The following is a 20603-nucleotide window of genomic DNA, read 5'->3' as shown; positions in this document are numbered from 1 at the left end:
CGCCTTAGTGAACGAACATGGAGAATTCTTTCTATACGCCGTTCGATGAGGCTAGCATACCGGAGAGACAGCCGGACGATTATCGGAACTGTTTTGAAGTGGACCGCGACAGGATTATCCACACCTCGGCCTTTCGTCGACTACAGGCAAAAACCCAGGTGTTTCAATCGGGAGAATACGATTTTTACCGGACACGTCTCACTCACTCAATTGAGGTGGGTCAAATCGGTCGCTCCATTTGCAGTTTTCTTAAAAAATCGAGTGAGCACTTGGGAGAAGACTTTTATGTAGATCCAAATCTGGTGGAAGCGGTTTGCCTCTCCCACGACCTGGGGCACCCACCCTTTGGCCACAATGGGGAAAAGACGCTCAATCGTCTGATGCGACCCTACGGTGGGTTTGAAGGAAACGCCCAAACCCTTCGGCTTTTGACTGAAACGATCTACTCTGATCTAAAGAAACGCTCCGGCATGCGTCCGACAAGGGCACTGCTAGACGGGATTCTGAAATACAAATCCCTGTTTTCGGAAAGAGACAAACCGGAAAACCATTTTCTTTTTGATGACCAGAAGCACTATCTGGATTTTGTGTTCGAAGGAAAAGATCTCCACCAGGAGCTTCCAACCTTCAAGGCCAAGAATAGTTTTAAGAGCCTGGAATGCCAGATCATGGATTGGGCGGACGACACCGCCTACAGTATTCACGATATTGCTGATGGCATCCGGGCTGAATTCATCACCATTGATAAAATTCAAAGGTGGGCTTCCAATGTGGATCTGAGTGAGGAGGATGCCAGCCATGTGGAGACTATTATCAGTATTATCCAAAAAGGGAACGTGGACGCTATGCTGGGAATCAAGATCGGTCAGTTCATTCAGGCAAGTTCTCTGGTTAAACGCGAAAATTTCATGAGCGACCTCACGAACCGCTACCGTTTCGAGCTCAAGGTGGAGCCTGCAAAACAAAGGGAGAGCGAGCTCTACAAACGCATAGCGTTCGAGATCGTTTTCTTAAGCACTCGAGTCAAGCAGCTTGAATATAAAGGAGATGGCATGCTCGAACGCCTTTTCGAAGCGCTTCTAAACAATTACACTTCGAAGGAGAAAAACCCACCTCGCCTGGTTTCCCCAAAACTCGAGGGCCGCTTAAAAGCAGCCGAAACAGAAACTGAAAAAGCCCGGCTTCTTTGCGACTACCTGGCCGGCATGACAGATAGCTTTGCCATCAAGACCTACCGACGTTTGTTCGATCCCGGGTTCGGGTCGATTGTGGATATTGTGTAGCGATGCTTAGTGGCAAAAATTAATTTCCACGGATTGTCACGTTGATTAGCTCACGAGGAAGTATCCGAACAAGATCACAATAAGGGAGCGGATTCAGATCATCAGCACATACACCGAGATCGCACCGTCTCCGATAAGGAGGCCAAAAAACGGCATGCAAGATTATTCCTAGAAAAAAGCGCCGTCGAAGAACAACGGCGACGCTTTCAATAGTGAGATGGAGTTAATTGAACTTCTTCGGTCCGTGGTCCTTTTGCATCCCTTTCATCATTTTACATTTCTAAGACTCGGGCATGCCGCATCCCGGCATCTTTTGGCCCATGTAGGGATTAGAGACTTTATCGTCACTTTGCAGCCAGCGGCCATTCTCCACCATGGGACAGGTCATAACCGTATAGTCCGAGTTTCCCTGGGACAGTTTTATAACTTGGCTGCTCAGATTTCTAAAAGCCCCGCGAGCATCCTCCAGCGATTTTGCTACAGCAACCTTAGAAGCGGTATTGGCAATACTTGGGTTTCCCGCGTCTCTTGCTGATGCAGCCAGTTTAGACGATGCGTTTTTCGCTGTGTCCAGATTGTCTTGAACCAACCCTTCGGTGACAGCCTCGTACTGGTCGATAATGGTAGCGTCCAAGGTTTTTACATGCTTATCCAATCGAGAGCCCGAGTTCGCAGTTTCGGCTGAAAGATTCACCATTCCCAGTGTAAGTATGGTGAAGATGATTGCGGGTGATAGATAGTTTTTGGTTTTCTTATGCTGCTCGTCCCGATAACACCAGCGATACGGCGTTGTCCTTGAATTCTTTCGTATACTTTCGTCTTTGACTCATTGTTCTCATTTTATGCATTGTTTAGCACAACATGTCTCCCATTTTTCGGGGCAGGCTCAACATCGCGTCATACAAGGAAAGGCCACGGAGAGAGGCTTCAATTCAGCGGGGACAAAGAAATACGGTCCTTCGGGAGGAGCCATATGGTGTAGCCCGACTGTCGATGCAAAACGAGGAACGCTTTACGTTGGCACGGGCCAGAATTACTCTAATCCGCCTACCGAGAGTTCAGACGCCCTTCAGGCATTGGATCTTAAGACCGGAAAACTGATTTGGAGTTACCAAGGGACAGCAGGTGATATTTACGTGCGCGGATGCCCAAATCCAGATAATCCAAATTGCGAAGATGCGTCAGGTCCGGATTTCGATTTCGGCATCGCCCCTATCCTTGTGAGTCAGAAGGACGGAGTTGAGGTTTTGATTTCCGGCCAAAAATCAGGAGTCGTTCATTGTTTAGATCCTTTTGATGGTCGACTTATCTGGAAGAAAAGGATTGGCCGTGGCGGAACCATGGGGGGGGTCCATTGGGGTATCGCATCGGATGGAGAATATGTGTATGCGCCAAACTCCGACATTTTCGAAGCCAGCGACGATTCGACTTTTCCGGCGAGCCCAGGAATCTATGCCCTAGACTTGATCTCGGGAGAGGTCATATGGAAAACGACATCAGATCCTGAAATTTGCGAAGGCAGGCCTGGTTGCTACAATGCCAACTCATCGGCTCCGACAGTTATTCCAGGAGTAGTTTTCGCCGGAAGCCTTGATGGTCATGCAAGGGCTTACGATAGTAGAGATGGTCAGGTCTTATGGGATTTCGATACTAGCCGGAAATTTGATACAATTAATAACGTAGAGGCTAAGGGAGGCTCCATTGATGGTCCTGGTCCTGTAGTCGCCAACGGAATGGTTTTCTTCAACAGCGGTTATTCAATCGGAGGTGCGATGCCGGGCAATGTGTTATTGGCATTCTCCGTTGAATGAGGATCCATTAATTCTTCACATGGCCTTCATGCAACACGGCAACGTAACCAAAGCTATTTCCCTAGACGAACATTGAATGAAAACAAACCCGAACATGACGAGCGAGGCAACGGCCTGCGGCCGTGCCTCCTCTTAGCGTTCGGAGAAAGTAACGAAGTGCCAATAATGAGCATGAAAAAGCAAACATACATTGCAGTTTTTCCGTTTGTACTTAGTATTTTTTCGGTTGCTATCGCCACGGCTCAAACATCTGGAAAGACGGTGTCGGTTGACGGAGCTGACATCTATTTCGAGGAACACGGATCTGGAGAGCCCCTGGTGCTGCTCCATGGCTTCGGCGGAACAGGAAAGACTTTTGAAACGATAATACCGGAGCTCGCTCAACAGTTTCGGCTTATTGTTCCAGATTTGCGAGGTCACGGTCGTTCCACTAATATGAGAGAAGATTGGACAAACCGTCAGGCGGCATTAGATATCGTAGCGCTGCTGGATCATTTAGACATCGACAAATATTCCGGACTGGGAACCAGTGCCGGTGCAATGATACTGCTCCACATGGCAGTGATAGAGGTAGACCGAACACAGTCGATTGTCCTTATATCTGGGACGACTTATTATCCGGAAACGGCCCGGGAAGTTTACCGCAATGCAAAAGACCCAAATGAAATGTCTGTCGAGGAACTCGCGCAAATGGCAGAAGAAGGAGGGCATATTCGCGGAGCCGAACAAATGAGAGCAATTAGACAATACTTCTCAGATTTCCAATTCAGCTATGATGATATGAATTTCACTCCTCCCTACCTCAGTACTATTAGAGCAAAAACCCTAATCATTCATGGAGATCGAGACCGCTTTTTTCCCGTTTCAATTGCTGTAGAAATGTATCAGTCAATGCCAAACGCTTATCTTTGGGTGGTCCCCTACGGCGGTCATGGTAATCCTTTCAGGCGACCCGGCTTTATGGAGACCATACTGCCGTTTCTTCAGGGAAAATGGGGGGAAACCTAGAGGGTCGGCCCTTGAAGTTTGGTAAAGGAGGGCTAGAGCGTCCCCGCTATGCCGCCGAATGCTCAGAAAATACACGGCACTGCGGGGACGCAGTAGCCCTACCCACGCTGGTTGCAGGGGATCTTTCGCCAAGTAAGTCGCTCGAAAAGAGATCAGAATCCAACTAGACTTTTTACCAGCACGATTAGAACAAGGTCATTCTTCAATATTGCACCGACGGATTCCAATACCCACACTTTGGAAATGAGAAAGCGCGCCCCTATTGTGCTCCGAGTCACTTGCTTGTTCTTCACCCTTTTGGGATTAGCCGCAACCTATGCAGCCGAAAAGACCAACGTGGTCTTCATTCTAACGGACAACCACGGTGCCTGGACGCTTGGTTGTTACGGCAACCCGGATATTAGAACACCCCATATCGATCGGATGGCGGCTGAAGGGATTCGGTTTTCTCATGCCTTTGCAAACAATGCGGTTTGCTCGCCGACCCGTGCGACCTACCTTACCGGGCTGATGCCGTCGCAACATGGGGTACACAACTTCCTGACCGCTGGTCGGCTCCAGGTCGGTCCGGACGCGCGCAACACTTTGGAGCACTTTACGTCGCTTCCCGAGATCCTGAAAGCAGAAGGCTACAAGTGTGGGCTGGTTGGTAAATGGCACCTGGGCGATAATCTTCATCCCCAGGAAGGACTCGAGGATTACTGGATCACCATGCCCCACGGCGGGACCAACACATTTCACAATGCACAGGTCATCGAAAACGGAGAGACGCGTAACGAGCCGACTTACCTGACTCAGTTATGGACGGACAACGCCTGTAATTTCATCGAAACGAATAAGGATGATCCATTCTTTCTCTACCTGGCTTACAACGGACCCTACGGACTCAGCGGTTATCAATTGGAATCGTCGGGCAACCAGCATGCCAATTACTACGCTGATAAATCGTTGAGCTCATTTCCCGGCGGGGTAATTCATCCGTGGCAGTTTTCAAATCGTCAATACTTCGGAAACCCGGTGAGCATCCGCCGTTACGCGGAAGAACTGAGTGCCATCGACGATGGAGTCGGTGCTGTTTTGCAAAAACTAAAGGAGCTGGGTCTGGATGAAAATACACTGGTCGTATTCGCGGCGGATCAGGGCTGGGCTGGTGGACAACACGGACTCTGGGGAATGGGAGATCATACAAGGCCGGTAAACGCCTTCGAACATTCGATGCAGATACCACTAATCCTGAGACATCCCTCCGGAAAGGATAGTACCAGGCAAAAGATTCCCGGCGGAAGGGTAAGCGATCACATGGTTAGCAATTATGATTTTATGCCATCGATTCTCAGCTATCTGGGGTTGAAAGAAAAAACACCGGATTCCCCGCAGTCGCCCGGCAGGGACTATTCAGGAATCCTTCGAGGAGAAACGATGTCCGATTGGGATGACACGGTTTTCTACGAATACGAAAGCTTGCGCTGCATCCGGACCAGGGATTGGAAATATATCGAACGTTTCGAAGACGGTTACGATGAACTCTATCATCTGGCTGAGGACCCCGGAGAACAACAGAACTTGATATACCAGGATTCCGTTGCTGCGATAAAACAGGAACTGCAATCGCGATTGAACCAGTTCTTCAGTGACAACGCTTCTCCGGAATATGACTTATGGAACGGAGGTGCTTCCCAGACCCGCTACCATGTTTGGGGCAAAGAAACAGTTAGGGGGCAAACCGGCAATCACCCTTCAACGGTCCAAGTTCTGCCAGCAGTAGATCTATCGGTGACCGTCCCTGAAATGACTTTGCCGGAAGGCCTGATCGCAGAGGTGGCCGCCGCTCCCCCACTCACCCGACATCCGATGATGGGAAACTTTGACGATCGTGGAAGACTGTTTGTGGCCGAAGCCGCCGGGTTGAATCTGAAAGCGAGTGTGCTTGATGTGGAGAAACCGAACTTCATTCGAATGTTGGTTGATAACAACCAGGATGGTCTATTCGACCACTCCACTGTATTTGCCAAAGACCTGACTTTCCCATCGGGCACCTTGTGGCACGACGGCGCTCTTTGGGTCACCGCAGCTCCATCCATCTGGCGACTGGAGGACACGGACGATGATGGCGTTGCCGACAAACGGGAAGAGATCGTCAACGGTTTTGGGTACACCGGAAATGCCGCCGATTTGCACGGGCCTTTTCTGCATCCCAATGGCCGTATATTCTGGTGCCACGGGCGCAAGGATTTGGATGTGCACGACAAGAACGGAAACCTGATCCACAAAGGTAAAGGTGCCCGCATCTGGTCCTGCGAACCGGACGGCAGTGACGTGCAGATTTACGCAGGTGGTGGAATGGATAACCCGGTGGAAATTGTGTTCACTCCGGAAGGCGAAATTATTGGCGATATAAACCTCATGTATGGGCGACCGCGTGGAGACACGCTGGTCCACTGGCAGTATGGAGGAGCCTATCCGCGCTACGACCAGGAAACCGTTCTCGAGGAGTTTACACGGACCGGTGACCTTCTCAAAGAGTTTCACAACTTTGGTCATGTCGCCGTATCCGGAATCAATCTCTATAGATCGGGCACCATTTTGGGCGACTATGCCGGAAATCTTTTTACCACTCATTTCAATACGCAAAAGGTAACACGCTCGGTAATCGAGAAAAACGAAGCTACCTTTGGTCATGTGAAGGAAGAAGACTTTTTGGTCATCGATGATCCCGATGTGCATTTAACAGACATCATTGAAGGCGCCGATGGCAGCTTGCTGGTGATCGATACGGGCGGCTGGTTTCGCGATGGATGTCCGATTTCCCAGATTGCGAAACCAGAGATTGCCGGAGCGATCTACCGAATTCGAAACGCAGGAGTCGTTGACCAAAAAACCGATTTTCGGGGCTTGGATATTGATTGGTCAAACGCTTCTCCCACAGAGCTTGCTGCATTCCTGGACGACCCACGATTCGCGGTTCGAGATCGCGCAATCGCATCGATGGCAGAATTAGGAAATGGTGGAGTCGGCGACCTGAAATCCGTTTTAACAAACGGAACCGTGGAAGCACGACGCAACGCCATATGGGCGCTCACTCGAATTGGATCGTCTGAGGCCATGGAACTAGTCAGAGACGCATTGAAGGACGAAGAGACAACCATCCGACACACCGCCTGTAACAGCATCTGGAAAACCAGAGATACACATGCGATTAAGGACCTCGCTCACCTTTTACTCCACAATCAGCAAGCGGCTGTTCAAATGGCAGCAGCACGTGCCTTGGGAAGAATCGGCGATTCAAAAGCGATCGAAGCGTTGCTGAAATTTATAGAACGACCCATGGATCGAACCAGGGAGCACGCGGCGATTTATGCTTTGATTGAAATCAACGATTTCGGTCAGACGAAAAAGGCGTTGGGGAAAAACTTGGCTGACGTTCAACGCCGATCTCTCTGGGCTTTGGACGGGATGCAGGATTCCCAGTTAGGCGCCAATCAAGTCGTACCCTTTTTAAATTCGGTTTCAATCCCACTGCAGGAAACGGCAATCACTATCTCCAAACTTCATCCCGAATGGGCGAGCGACATCGCGACCGCGTTTCATCAATGGAAAAATAACGGCGATTTAACCGGGCAACAGAAGACTGCGGTAAACGCGCTCGTCCCCTTCTATCTCACAAACGCGGATATACAGAATTTCGTGAACCGCATCTTCGAGGCGAAAGATGGGGAAGAATCAGTTCATGCGTTTCGGCTCATCTCCGAAAGTCTAAAGCCGGTAAAACTCAACGAGCGTTGGGAACGCGAATTCGAATCTGCTTTGTGGAGTGCCCATGTCGAGACCATGTCTCTGGCGATCGATGCCCTCGCGAAAATAGACACCGATCATTTCGATAATGAACTCACCAGGATCGGCGACAACACCTCTCACCCCCCTTTGATCCGGATCAAAGCACTTGGGGCTATCTCTCAGGCAAAGGGGCCGATGAGCCCGTCCGCGTTTTCAATGCTAAGCCAATTGCTGGCTCCAACGAGCGGGTCTTTGCAACGTCTGGATGCGGCACAGATCTTATCCAAAGCGACCTTCACAAAGGAACAAGTTCGAGAGGTGACCGAATTAATGAAAACTGTAGGCCCCTTAGAAATTCCATTGCTGGTAAGCATTTTTGAAAAACACAGGGACGCCCCTTCCGGCATTGCTTTGGTGAATGCACTGGAAAGCTCTGCCGCCGCCAATGTTCTTTCCCCATCCGAACTGCAGCGGATGCTCGCCTCCTTTCCTCCCGACGTTTATGATCGCGGCAAGCCGTTAGTGAAACAGCTCTTCGCTCAAGAGGAACAACGCGAAAAACATCTGGCTGAGGTGAGCTCGAAATTGGAAACAGGCGACCCAACGCGTGGCAAAGCAGCTTTTATTTCCGGCAAAGGTGCCTGTATAACCTGTCATCAGATCGGTAACGAGGGTCACGAAGTCGGCCCGAATTTAAGTCAGATAGGACAGATACGAACGAAGCAGGATCTCCTTGAATCGATTTTGTTTCCCAGTATCAATCTTGCCCGGGATTTTGAATCGTATGTAATCGAAACTACAGATGGCCAATCTCTGCTCGGCGTGGTTCAACGAGAAACCGCGGATACCATTTTCTTGTTGGATGCCACCGCCGTGGCTAAACCCATTCCGCGATCTTCCATCAAAACGATTCAACCGGGAGTCGTATCTCTGATGCCGCAAGGTCTGGATCAAACCATGACGCAAGAAGAACTCATCGATCTCGTTGCTTACTTGGATAGTTTAGAATAAAAACTCTACCCTCTTCGATGGAGTCCGTTTAGCCAGGACAGCTCATTATAATTATCTGTCTAGCTGTTCCCCGAATCGGAACAAAACCAAAGCTTGTTTCCTTCGCTGTCGAGGAAACTGCCAATGGGATTGTCAGTGTAAACGGTGACCGGATCGGAAACAGTGACACCTCGCTCACGTAATGCCTTTTCGGTTGCATAGGCATCCTTCACCTCGAGCGTGATGCGGGCGTTCAACTCTTCAGTTGGTTTCCCATACCATTCTTCCACAGGCTTAAGAAGGATGATTACGTTACCAATCAACACGGCTCCGTCTATATTGCGGGCGGTATCGGGCGGAAGGCCGAGCGTTTCTCTATAAAACCGCTTTGCCCGCTCCACGTCGGATACGGCTAAGGCTACGGCTTTAACTTGGACAAAATTTAAATCATTCATGGTCATTGGATTTTCTATGGTGTAATTAGATGGCCTGACTCAATTCGAGCAGGCCACATTGAAAAACTGTTTAATGCTTCGGACCAGATCCCTTCGCAGGGGATCATTTCATTACCCTAATCGTCGCAGAACGCGCATCCGCTCTCGACCTGCGCGACCTTCAAAAGCCGTGTCCGGTTCATAATCCTCCACGATTTCGTAACCATCCGCAAAGAGCGCCGTCAAGTCAGTCACGCTGAAAGGGAACGGAGGTCCCTCTTCACCTGGATCCAGGTCCGGGTTAATGAACCACACACCGATCAATAGCCCGCCAGGTCGAAGTGTCAGGTCGATGCCACGTCGGTAGTCTGCACGCAGTGTCGGATGCAAACCGCTCATACATGTGTGTTCCAGCACGACATCGAATATGCCGCGTAAATTTTCTGGCGGTTCAAACAAGTCCCCCGCGACGAAGCGCTCTGCCAGCTCCGGATACAACGTGCGTGCTTCAGCCACCCCTGTTGGTGCGATATCCAGCCCTGTTGCATCCAATCCAAGTTGAACGGCCAGCGCCACTTCATGCCCGTGGCCACAGCCCGGCACGAGCGCGCGACCCTGCACCGCATGACGCTCGAGATACTGTTTCATCGGTGGCGACGGCGCACCTTTATTCCAGAACACTTCTTTATTTTGGTATAATTCTTCCCAGTTCATAAGAGACTATTTTCCTTTTATTGGTACAATAAGCTAATGGTTTATTTGGACTATTATAAGGTTAGAGACGCGCTTCAAGAATTAGATTAAGGCGCGTATGGGTTGTGTGACCTCAATCACCAAAACCACTCCTTCCAAGACTGGCTTTAGTATGTGTTTTGTGGTGAACATAGCTTGAGTCTCCCATAAATCTCAGTAGGCTGTATGTTCGGTGAAATATGGTATCGGAAAACTAAAATGCTTCTTGCTGAATGAGTCCGTAATTGAATTAAATACCATCAATGCGACTCGATATGAAGCATGACCCTAGACTAATTATTTTTTGGATAGGACTTTTCTATGCGGTAACCTCCCTCTCAACAAACGGCACACCATCGCTTTCCTATCAACTAGGAGATGTGTTGTTTGAGGATAAGTTCGAAGGCCTCTCCAATTGGGTTACAGAGCAGCAGCCGGGTGGAACGACTCAAATCAATGACGGCAAGTTGGAGATCAACGATGCCAATGGGTGCACGGTTTGGTTTAAACATAAAATGGAATCGCCAGTCCTGATCGAGTATGAGGTGAAGATGATTAAAGCGGGAGGGGCCAATGACAACACGCGTGACCTGAACTGTTTTTGGATGGCTTTGGATGCAAATTACCCAACGGACATTTTCAAGAACACTGAGCGAACCGGACAATTTCGGACTTACGACTATCTGCGTTTGTATTATGTAGGTTATGGTGGTCACAAAAACACGCAGACGCGTTTTCGGAAATACAACGGTCTCGGTGAAAAGCCTCTACTTCCGCAACACGACCTGAGTCGACCCGAGTATATGATTCCTCCGAATCAGACGATGAAGATTCAGATCATCACGCTAGGGAATCGTACGCAGTACATTCGGGACGGAGAGGTGATTTTCGACTTCGCCGACGAACAACCTTACCAGGAAGGCTGGTTTGCGTTCCGCACAGTGAGTAATCACATGACGGTGGATAACTTTAAAGTAACCCGGCTCATTCCCGGAGAAGGCGTTGATCAAAAACTTCCATTGATGAGGCTAGGAGCTTATGGGGAGGGCTACACGGTTAGGCAGGTTTCCGCCGGAACAGCTCCGTCCATGCACGCTTATATGGATATTTGTCCGGAGAGTCCGGATGCGACGCGTATTACTTATTTTGAGTTTGATGACAAAGTCCCCGGTTGGGGACGGGTCGTAGTTGCCAACCGTGACGGCAGTGAACCTCGCTATGTCTCCGAACGAGTGCGTGGAGGCGACCACGACGGGACACGCCAGCAATGGTTGGACAACGACCACCTGCTCTACGGGATCGAAGATGAGGAGTGGTCGATTATCGTGAACGTGAAGGATAATTCTACGAGAAAAGTAAAAGGCTCTATCGGGATGGTTTCAGAAATTAATGGCAAAGGACTCACCCATAACAACTACCCTGCGAGTAAATATAAGGGAGCGGCTCGAAAGCCATCCGAAGTCATGCTCATGGATTTAGCCAAAGGAGACGTCCAGGTTTTACTAAACAAAGAGGAAATGATTCCGATGCACCCTCGCAGGAAAATCATCGAAGACCCGAAGTGGAAAGATATGGGGACGTTCAAACACCCGAAATGGTCTCCCAATGGCGAGAAGTTTTTCTGGGTCTACATGTTGGAAGTTAAAGGGACCAACAAGAAGCTGGTGAAGTCCGCGCTTTTGGCGGACAAGGATGGGAATGGCATGCGTTATGTTTCTGAAGTTGGACAGCATGCCATGTGGCAATCGAACGACACGCTGCTCTCTTACATTCGCCGGGATGATTTCGATCTGGTAAACAACCCAGCCGCCCAGGATGTCATGATACATCCGATCCATGGTGACCCCGATTACCCGCTCATTAAAAATGCACTCGGAATTCACGGATCGCTCAACCCGGAAGGGACCTTGTTTGTGACCGACATTTTTGACTGGCCGGAAAAAGGAGCTCACGCCGTACTGCTTTATGATGTGGCGTCAGGCGACTACCGGGAGCTGGTTCGCATGCGTGCTGAAAAAAATGACCCAACGAATACGATGCACCCCCACCCTGTATGGTCACGGGATGGAAATGGCATATATTTCAACGGATCTGATACAGGCGAACGCCGGGTTTACTTTATCGATCTGTCGAAGTACCGCTTTAGGCCGATTGCGCGGAGGTAATCAAATTCCACATACGCCTCTGTTACGTCCAAGTCTCAACCTTGAGACTTTCAATTCGATTGAATTCTTTGATATTGTTAGTGACCAAGGTAACACCTAAGCTCACCGCATGAGATGCAATTAAAGTATCTAGCGGACCAATAGGTTGACCTGCATTTTCCAACTCACTCCTTACTTTGCCATAGGCAAGGCAAGCAGGTTGCTCGTAAGGAATAATTTCCAGAGGTGCTACAAATCCCCCTAAGGCTTCCAGATTTTTTTCGACATTTTGGCTCTTATAGACACCAAAGCATAATTCTGCATAGGTGATGGAAGAAATTCCGATATCACCAATCGCACATTTTCTAAATCGAGCAAACACAGATTCAGGTCTCTTTTTGATAATATAGATGCAAATGTCGGTATCGAGCAGGTACTTCATTCAAACAACGATTCCCTTTCATCGACTTCACCTTGCTCCCGAGCCGATGAAAAATCATCGGTAAATTGGTGAATGCTCTCAATAAGGGTATCCCATGATCCCACTTCAGGCATAAGCACGATACCCTTTCCTAGCCGACGGATGAAAACCTGCTTACCTGGAAGCCGATAATTTTTCGGTAAACGGACCGCCTGACTACTCCCATTTTTAAACAGTTTAGCTGTATCCATTCTCAACACGTATAGACTTTTAATATATATTGTCAAGTTCCCGTTTTGAATCAGTGTCCCAAACAAAAAGGCCGAACCCTTGCGGATTCGGCCTGAAATAAATGTTATTTCTGCGAACTAAAAGAAGCGAATCGGTTTGGCTTCCTGCTCTTCGCGCATTTTCACGTGTTCTTCGTCAGAACATCCGCGGTCGGTTGGAACTCCAACCTCAGCGTCGTTTTGACCGACCAGCTTGTTGGAAAGCAAATAAGCTTCGACTTCTTCCCCGCTCACATCAGCAAGCATGATGCCGTCGACTTCTACACAGGGAGACAGCGGTTGACCTGATTTGCGGACCATTTCGGCGTAGTTTTCAGCAGAATTGATAATATCAATATCTTGGTATTCGAGACCGTGCTTTTGCATGATAGCGCGCACGCCCATGCTCCATCCACATTGTGGTTTTAAGTAAGCATTAATTTTCATAATCGTTTTCTGGTTTAAATTTTAGGCCTTGTATTAAGGGAAGAGGATTAAAAAAGCAGCTTTATTCAAGACAAGAATCAAAATAGCGGGATATATAAGGATTATTAACAGGTCTCACCTAACATCCGAAGGGAGTCTCCTCACTTGATTCACCATACGCGTATAACCTGTTTGGAGCTGCAATATGGTATCGGCTTGACCAAGCGTGACTGTTTCGGCGGGTACAAAATTATCGATGTGAACGGCGTATTCTTTGTTCACCAATACTCCGAGGAAATCGCCAGTTTTACTGAACATAATATCTGATTCCTTGGGTGAAAATTCGCCCATGAGCCTATTTAAGAAGCGGCTATCGATCCTAAAGTGGTCGGGTGTGCTGATATCCACTTTGAATTTGGCTTCTCCTGAGGTTCCAGTTTCAGAATCGATTAGAACAGCATATTCAAATTTTAAGGGATCGGTAGCAATGTAAAAAGGTTCTGTTTCCAAAAGGCTCGCCCAAGTAGATTCCAGGGGAACAACCAAAATGCGCGTATCGGTGGAAAGAAAACTGATTGTCGTTAAGGGGTAGGTGTAACGTCCAAGCCGAATGTCCCCGCGCAAATTCAGACTCATGTTGCGTAAATCGTTTTCTGACAAGCCTGTGTCCTCCCAGGTGATAAGAGCTTTAAGTTCTTGGCCATCGGAGACCATGACGGGGCGAATCGTTACTCTTCTTTCGTCGCCGCCTCGAGTCGATTTCTGATAGCGAAGATCGACGGTCACACCACTTCCAACAAAGTCCGTAAATATCTGATTCGGGTTTCTGGGTTGGGACTTGCGAACTTCCTCGGCGATTTCAGAAAGACGGTCACTCTGGGCATTTACGCCCGCAGTAAGTTGAGTAGCGAGTTGAGAAGCGTGTTCCTGCAAACGAACGTTATCGTCGCGAACGGTGGCCGCTTCCACACGAACCTGTTCCAGGTTTTCACGAACCAAACGACTTTCTGCCTCCGCAAGCTGAAGTTGCGTGTCCAGGGTTTGCGCCTTCCGTTCTGCTTGGCGCTGGCCCTCTTCCAGTTCTTTCTGACGTGTTTCTGCTTGGGCGATTGCAGCTTGTTTATCTTGAAGTTCTTTTTGGAGCGTTTCCATCTGACGAAGCTTTCTATCGGCCTCCCGTCGCTCTTCCTCCAGAACGGTACTCAATTGCTTAACATCCGCTTCGGTTCTTTCCAAAACAGCAATGCGTTCCTGTAGGTTTTTCTCCAATTCTTTTTTTGCCAGAGCCAGGGTTTCCCGTTCTTCCTGAGTTAGCTGCAATTCTTTTTCACGGTTTTCCAGTGTACTGGAGGTCGTTTCCAACTCTTTTTGCGTATCTTGAAGGGAAGCAACAATATTCTGATTCGATGCTTCCTCGAGCTCCAGTGAAAGCTTCAGCACTTCAATAATGTCTTCCTGTGCCTGGATGGGATCCTCCGGAAGTACTTGTTGCTCGGACTGCTCCTCTTCCGGCGCGTCAAACCGGGCTAGAGCCAAAAGGCTTAGCAGCAGAAAGTCACAGATGATGAGAAGCAGTGTTTTATTCATGACTACTTGTGCACGAGTAAAAGAAGGGTCTTACGAAAAGGTCGCACATGTAACACCTTGAGAATGGCGACAAAGATGATGCCAAAAAGGGTAGACGAATACGCGGCCATCAAGCTGGCCTGGACAACGCCCACCGCAAGAAAGATCAAAGAAAGAACGGTTCCTGTGAGTCCCAAATAGAGTCCACTATCAAAGAGTTGATCCTCATTTTCAATGAGCTGGAGTTTGAGAGTCGGTGAAGCGTCCATCTTTCTGATTTCGGTAAGCTTAATGAGCCCAGCCATGTAAAGGGCCGTTTGCATAAGGAAGAAGATCGAGAGTGTGATGATTGTGATCTGGTCCATGGTATCTTTTCGTTCTGTTGGAGTGAATAAGGATTCTACGGTATCTTGAAACGCCCACTCAAGTCGAACCTCAGGTTGAGGTGTTTGACTTTGCCGAAGCACGCCAGGTTCCGTTATCAGGATAATTAAAAAGGCAAGAATCAAGGTTAGAGTGAGCGTTCTTAAAGCGTTTACAAGGATTGGTGGTTTGCGAGTTCGCTTGAATGTATGAAATAGTAAGGGAAACGCCTGCATCGCGAAGGAGGTCAAACAAAACGCTGACAGAGCTGTAAAGAGACCTTTGAAAATGAGAAACGCGCCAGGATTTCTGGCAGCGGGAAGAAGGAAAGCAGGATTACCCAACAACCAAGGCACCCGCTCAGCCAATTGCATGCGGAGTCGAGGTTCCTCCACTTTCTTCATCTGTAAGAGTAAGTAGTCCAATGCCCCCTTCCCAAAGCTAAGAGACATTCCCAGATTGTCTAAACCTTCCTTGGGGTAGGTCTCCAGATATTGAATAACTGAACGAGAGCTCTGCTGTTGAATAATCGCCGCATAGATCCAGCCAAACGTTTCGTCATGGTTTCGGGCGTAAGCTGCTACATTTTCCAGCAACTCTGTATCTTCCAAAAAGGGCAGTAGTTGAACCAACTGATTCCAATTCATGCGTTTGCCCAAAGAAAAGAGTGCGAAGTAGATCCGTTCCAAATCAGAGACGGCGTAGGCGTCGGCTTTGTTGTCAGCCAAGGTACGAATATTGGCAGCTACTTCCGGGGACAAATGGTTACCTTGCATCAACAAAGCGGTGAGCAGAATGGTCGCTTCCAAGGGTTGGCCAGCCGCGGAGTAGACGGGCATAAATTGACGGGTTCCAGCCATGTCGCGCGTTGCGATAACGGCTTGAACGGACGTACTCCGGGAGTTTTCTAAAAATGATAAAAGCGTTGTTCGAGTCTGAGAAGGAATCAGATTGAAGATCAGTTCGGTGCGAGTCGCCACTCGTAGCTGCGGATCCAGGCGCAGGATTTGATCAAAATAAATATCGGGTCCACCAGAAATGGCGTACTCCGGAAAGAGCTCAATTGTCCTGGCAATACTCTGCCTGACCGGGGTCACACCTTCCACTTCAAGCGATTCAGCAGCATCGAGAAAAATAGCTGCGACGCCAAGATGATCCAGCTGCACCTGGCTTGTGGCCGAATCGACGAGGCTCGGGGTTCCTATTCCTACCGCTTCCAGCAACTGGCTATTAACCAACTGCCAGTAAACAGGTACAGACCAACCCAGGATTCCCAGGATAAGGGACAGGATCAGGAAGATAAACGGTCGAAACATATAGGCGGTAAATGAGGATCTCCAATACAGTGGACAGGTCTTTTAGTAATCTCAACGAGGGAATTGATCCAATTAAAGGCGTAAGCCGCGAGTCGAAAGGCCAAAGTCGGGGCTGGCGTTACAGGTTTGGCAGAACGAATGGAGTTGGAAGAGAACCAAGGTTCGTGAATACGACCGTCAGATTTGATCCGGTTCTACCAAGGGTGAGAATGAATTTCGTGCCCACGAAGGAAACCTCGCCTGAGAATTTCAGCCCTGGTTGGGTCGGATTTACAATATCGAGATCCAGGTTCAAAAGTTTCAAGACTCCATCCGCCTTACCATCCAGTTCATCAAAAATTCCGAAGGCGGTATTCTGGACGTTGATGGACAACGAGCCCGAGATTCCGATAACAAAGGATCCGGTGCTGGCGGCCCGCATCGATAGCAGAAGTCCGTTCCCACCTGTGTAACTCAGTGATTCATTGTCGATGAGGAGTTCGATCGGATCACTTGCTGAATCCCTTTTGAAGGCCATACCAAAGTTGCCAAGGGATGCTCCATTCACCGTCAGATTATGACTGAACGATTTCTCAAATGCGCCGGTCTGGTCGATGGTAAATCCATCCAAATCGAACCCATCCAATAATGTTCCGGAAGATACGGGATTACCCAGGAAAGACAGCTCCAGGTTATTTGGCATGGTCAACGAAAAGCTTCCGGTCTGCACATTCCAGCTAAAGGGCAGACGCGACCCAGCCACAAGCTGCATCAGGCCCTGCCCGCTTCCAAACTGGAAGGTCTTCGCTCCCAGTCCGCCTCCAGTCACGGAAACAACGCCGTTACTGGAAGCACTCATGCCCAGATCCGTGTAACCCTGATTAAATAGATCCAGATCGTAGCCGCTCACCGCCAGATTGAACACACCTGCACTATAACCGACGGTAAATTTGCCTTCACTACCACCACCGTTAGGGACGAGCGCCAGCCACTCCAGGTCTACGGACGGCAAGGAGTTCGTAATTTCCACCGGACTGAATACTCCATCGCTGTCAAACTCGAGGTTGATATTAAACGACTTACTCAACGTCGTGGCAGGATTGGCTGGGTTCGGGTAAACCAGGTTTAGCATGCCCAAGGCAGACAGGCCCACACGGAGCAGAGGATCTCCGAAATCACCGAAGAAGGTATGGGTCCCCGACCTCAATTCAATCAGCCCATTTCCAAACAGCGAAATATCGTCACTCGTTTCCAAAGCGGCTATAAAACTTCCTGAGCCGATAAAGGACCGGAGTTCAACTTTCTTAATCTTATTGGAAGGCAAACTTACTCCAACAAAGCTTCCCTTGGGAACGCCCAGGGACAGGGTTAACGCACCTCCACCGAAGCTCAGGCTATTTCCAGAGTTGGATGCTTCCGATTTTAAACAAGGGTGGGTTCAGGCCTGTCGCAGGAAACTGTATGCTACTCGTGCTGATACCCCGGAGTTCAAAACCATCCTCATTGATTTCGAGGTTGGCCCCACCTGAAATGGAAGGGAAACCGGGAAACTGAATCAGTTCGTCCGGCTTGGACACGCTAATGGAAAAACCATCCTTGATGTCCAGGCGCATGGTCAGGGTGCCCGGATCAATCGCATCCATAGAGGTTTCCAGCGCGGATTCCGGGAACCAGGTCAGGTCGATTTTTCCACTGCGAACTGCTTCAAAGGAAAGGGAACTTGTGCCCACCCCATTCAGTGTCGCCGAGAGCAGGCTTTCTGATCCGGTCGATGGAGCTATTGTGACGATGGATGGCAATGCGCCGCCGCCATCGGCATCCAGAGTGAGCTCCGTCAGGGTAATTCGTGCGGTCCAATCGTCATTCTGAGAAAAAGTAAACGGTGACAATAATCCGGGGGCCTTTTCCTTAACTCCGCCATCGATCGTGAAAAGCTGGGCTACCCCAACATTACTCAACAGGAGAAAGGCTGGATCCATGAGCACGTCCCAGCCATCCTCAAGAGTATAATCCAGGGAAAACTCAATATTTTCATCGAGCTTAGCGGTCAGGATTACTCCAGGGGCCAGTACAAACTTGTCGGACGAACCCACAACTTCAAGACTCTCGTGAGTCAACTCCAACATGAATCCTTCAGCGAGCACACCGCCCCCCAGGGGATCGAAGCCAAAGGCCTTGTTCACTTGGGCCACCAGTGAAAATCCTTCCGACGATAGGGTAAGACTGGCGGATCCACCTGCCCCCACCGTGAATTCAAGCTGGCTTAAATTGCCAAACGGCGGCTTGGGGAAGCGCACGATAGCCCCAAGAGGCAGTTCATCGAAGCTGAATTCTGTAACAGAATATCCAAACCCTTTCACCTCGGCACCAAATTTTCCCCAGTCTCCACCCGCAGGCTGGACACTGGCCCAAACAACATCACCGACCTTCAACTCCAGAACTCCTGATCCATCAAAATGAGCCGTAGCGGTCCAGCTGTCATCGGAATAAAAGGTAAAGGGGTCCACTACAACCTGCACGGCATCTCCCAGGAAATGACTGCGTAGGATCATTGCTTCGTTTAACGACAAACCCAGGTTACCCCACTCGCCTGCCGGAGCTTCCAAGTCCAGACTGACTCCTATTTTCCCATCGGCATCATCCTCAAGCGGGATCAATTGAAGACCTGCGAAGTCAATCAATTCGATTTCGGCACCGATACTCAGCATCGCCGAGCCGGATTCAAGCATGAAGCTACCCTCCAGTGCTCCCTTGCCGGGCAACAGGTTTATGCCATCAAAATCAACCGCATCCGCCTTGAAAGAACCGATAACATCCGGGAAAACGAGTGGGTTCACCGAATTACCTATCACAGCCAGCTCGGCTTCGGAGATGCTAATAAGCCCTCCTCCCAATGAAAGGGACCCTGAGAAACCGATGCCGCCCTCGCGGCGCACGCGGTCGAGCGGGTTATCACCATCCGCGCCGGCAAGGTTGAAATAGGGCGAATAGATTTCGAGACTGGCACCTTCTACCTTTGCAAGGGGCAATTCAGGGGACACACCCGGTATCGTCAATTCACTGAAATTCAACACAGCCGACATCTTGGGCATCGCGTAAAGCAGTTCCATCATGCCCTCAAAACCGACATCAGTGATGGCTTGCGCCACAAAATCATCTTTCATCGCCTGTCGCTCCTCGTCGGTTGCCGTTCCTTCCTTGATGGAGGTGATCAGCTCAGCCGACAGTTTCCAGAATTTTAGCGGCAGGTCCTCGACCGCTTTATGGTTTCCTTCAAGCCCGAGTGTAATACTCGCTTCGCCTACCAGATCACTGAACCAACTGTCTTCAGGAATCTCGGCAGTTAGTTCCATAACTCCCGTATCTCCGTTGTAGGCAAACGCCGCACGTCCGGTCGGCACACCCAACAAGGGCGTATCCACCCAACCCCGCATGAAGGTTTTGTCGACGGGATAAAAATCTCCATAGAAGGGTCCACCCGGTTGACCGAAACTATTGAATGATTCCAGCAGTCCTTCGAAATCATCCGGAAATTGCGCCAGAGGTGGATTCGGCGCGGGAAGGTAGAACGCCAATTGTCCCACGGTTTCGGTTGTCAACAAATAGTCCAGCAACTCTGCGGCTGCGGCAGCTAGTTTGGCGAAATCCTCGCCGCCATCCAGCAACGTCCCCACGGCCGCAGGCGGTGCACTTGTCAGGAATTTTGGAAACGCAACGGTTGAGGCACCAATAAAGCCGCCCTGAGGGAAGAAATGATCTGCCAGGAGGAAACGACCCGTGCCGAATGCTCCTTCGAATTCCGTTCCCTCAAACAGTTCCTCGAAGTCGGAAGCGTGGTGGCCTAGCCAGGTAAAGTCGGAAAGGCGATTTTCGCTCGACCCCACATCCCCCAATAAGGCCAACAACAGCGTCGCCCGATCCGGCAGACCCTGGGCAATCAATTGGTCATCAAAAGGTGTTCCTTCGACAAGGTAAGGATCCAGCCCCAGAGGGTGATGCTTAAATGAGGGCATTAGAATCGGGTGCAGGACAAATTCTTTCCGTATCGCTGAAACCCTTTATTTTGGGCTTGAAAGTGTCTAGCTAC

At 49.6% G+C, this 20603-nt stretch carries 15 protein-coding genes; 5 read left to right on the top strand and 10 right to left on the bottom strand.

Features of this window, described 5'->3' with window-relative positions; genetic code table 11:
* The first annotated feature begins 17 nt into the window (after positions 1–17).
* Positions 18–1283 carry a dNTP triphosphohydrolase gene (gene dgt / locus O3C43_11555; GenBank protein ID MDA1067129.1) on the top strand — a complete coding sequence of 422 codons (1266 nt, stop codon included), beginning with the start codon at positions 18–20 and terminating at the stop codon, positions 1281–1283.
* Between the two features lie 280 nt (positions 1284–1563).
* Here the strand turns inward: dgt and O3C43_11550 are convergent, their stop codons facing one another.
* Positions 1564–1980, bottom strand: a complete 417-nt coding sequence (locus tag O3C43_11550) for a DUF3347 domain-containing protein (GenBank protein ID MDA1067128.1) — start codon at positions 1978–1980, stop codon at positions 1564–1566.
* A gap of 145 nt (positions 1981–2125) precedes the next feature.
* Here O3C43_11550 and O3C43_11545 point away from each other — a divergent pair, with 145 nt between their 5' ends.
* From O3C43_11545 to O3C43_11535, 3 genes are all read left to right on the top strand, one after another.
* Positions 2126–3094, top strand: coding sequence for a PQQ-binding-like beta-propeller repeat protein (locus O3C43_11545; protein ID MDA1067127.1), 969 nt, complete (start codon positions 2126–2128; stop codon positions 3092–3094).
* 171 nt (positions 3095–3265) lie between these two features.
* The gene (locus O3C43_11540; protein ID MDA1067126.1) at positions 3266–4102 is read left to right on the top strand and encodes an alpha/beta hydrolase; all 837 of its coding nucleotides are present in this window, start codon (positions 3266–3268) and stop codon (positions 4100–4102) included.
* A gap of 243 nt (positions 4103–4345) precedes the next feature.
* Positions 4346–8887: a sulfatase-like hydrolase/transferase gene (locus tag O3C43_11535; GenBank protein MDA1067125.1), complete on the top strand. Its 4542-nt coding sequence runs from the start codon at positions 4346–4348 to the stop codon at positions 8885–8887.
* Between the two features lie 59 nt (positions 8888–8946).
* Here the strand turns inward: O3C43_11535 and O3C43_11530 are convergent, their stop codons facing one another.
* Both O3C43_11530 and O3C43_11525 read right to left on the bottom strand, forming a co-directional pair.
* On the bottom strand, positions 8947–9321 hold the full coding sequence (locus tag O3C43_11530) for a VOC family protein (protein MDA1067124.1): 375 nt from the start codon (positions 9319–9321) through the stop codon (positions 8947–8949).
* A gap of 111 nt (positions 9322–9432) precedes the next feature.
* Positions 9433–10014 (bottom strand): methyltransferase domain-containing protein, encoded by a 582-nt coding sequence (locus O3C43_11525; GenBank protein ID MDA1067123.1) that lies wholly within the window; start codon positions 10012–10014, stop codon positions 9433–9435.
* Between the two features lie 293 nt (positions 10015–10307).
* Here O3C43_11525 and O3C43_11520 point away from each other — a divergent pair, with 293 nt between their 5' ends.
* Positions 10308–12197: a DUF6250 domain-containing protein gene (locus tag O3C43_11520; GenBank protein ID MDA1067122.1), complete on the top strand. Its 1890-nt coding sequence runs from the start codon at positions 10308–10310 to the stop codon at positions 12195–12197.
* Between the two features lie 22 nt (positions 12198–12219).
* Here O3C43_11520 and O3C43_11515 read toward each other — a convergent pair whose 3' ends face one another.
* From O3C43_11515 to O3C43_11485, 7 genes are all read right to left on the bottom strand, one after another.
* Entirely contained in the window at positions 12220–12618 is a 399-nt protein-coding gene (locus O3C43_11515) for a type II toxin-antitoxin system VapC family toxin (GenBank protein MDA1067121.1), read from the bottom strand.
* Positions 12615–12848, bottom strand: a complete 234-nt coding sequence (gene vapB / locus O3C43_11510) for a type II toxin-antitoxin system VapB family antitoxin (GenBank protein ID MDA1067120.1) — start codon at positions 12846–12848, stop codon at positions 12615–12617. The genes O3C43_11515 and vapB overlap by 4 nt, the downstream gene beginning before the upstream one ends.
* 117 nt (positions 12849–12965) lie before the next feature.
* A complete protein-coding gene (locus tag O3C43_11505) occupies positions 12966–13313 on the bottom strand; it encodes a glutaredoxin (protein MDA1067119.1) in 348 nt (115 codons plus the stop codon).
* Positions 13314–13427: 114 nt separating this feature from the next.
* Positions 13428–14879: a hypothetical protein gene (locus tag O3C43_11500; GenBank protein MDA1067118.1), complete on the bottom strand. Its 1452-nt coding sequence runs from the start codon at positions 14877–14879 to the stop codon at positions 13428–13430.
* Positions 14880–14881: 2 nt separating this feature from the next.
* Entirely contained in the window at positions 14882–16537 is a 1656-nt protein-coding gene (locus tag O3C43_11495; GenBank protein MDA1067117.1) for a hypothetical protein, read from the bottom strand.
* 118 nt (positions 16538–16655) lie between these two features.
* On the bottom strand, positions 16656–17840 hold the full coding sequence (locus tag O3C43_11490; protein MDA1067116.1) for a hypothetical protein: 1185 nt from the start codon (positions 17838–17840) through the stop codon (positions 16656–16658).
* Between the two features lie 70 nt (positions 17841–17910).
* Positions 17911–20529, bottom strand: a complete 2619-nt coding sequence (locus tag O3C43_11485) for a hypothetical protein (GenBank protein ID MDA1067115.1) — start codon at positions 20527–20529, stop codon at positions 17911–17913.
* Between the last annotated feature and the right edge of the window lie 74 nt (positions 20530–20603).

It is taken from the genome of Verrucomicrobiota bacterium, assembly GCA_027622555.1.
In the GTDB taxonomy this organism is placed as follows: domain Bacteria; phylum Verrucomicrobiota; class Verrucomicrobiia; order Opitutales; family UBA2995; genus UBA2995.
The sequence above is the reverse complement of the archived record's forward strand: the minus strand, read 5'-3'. Positions and strand labels throughout refer to the sequence as shown.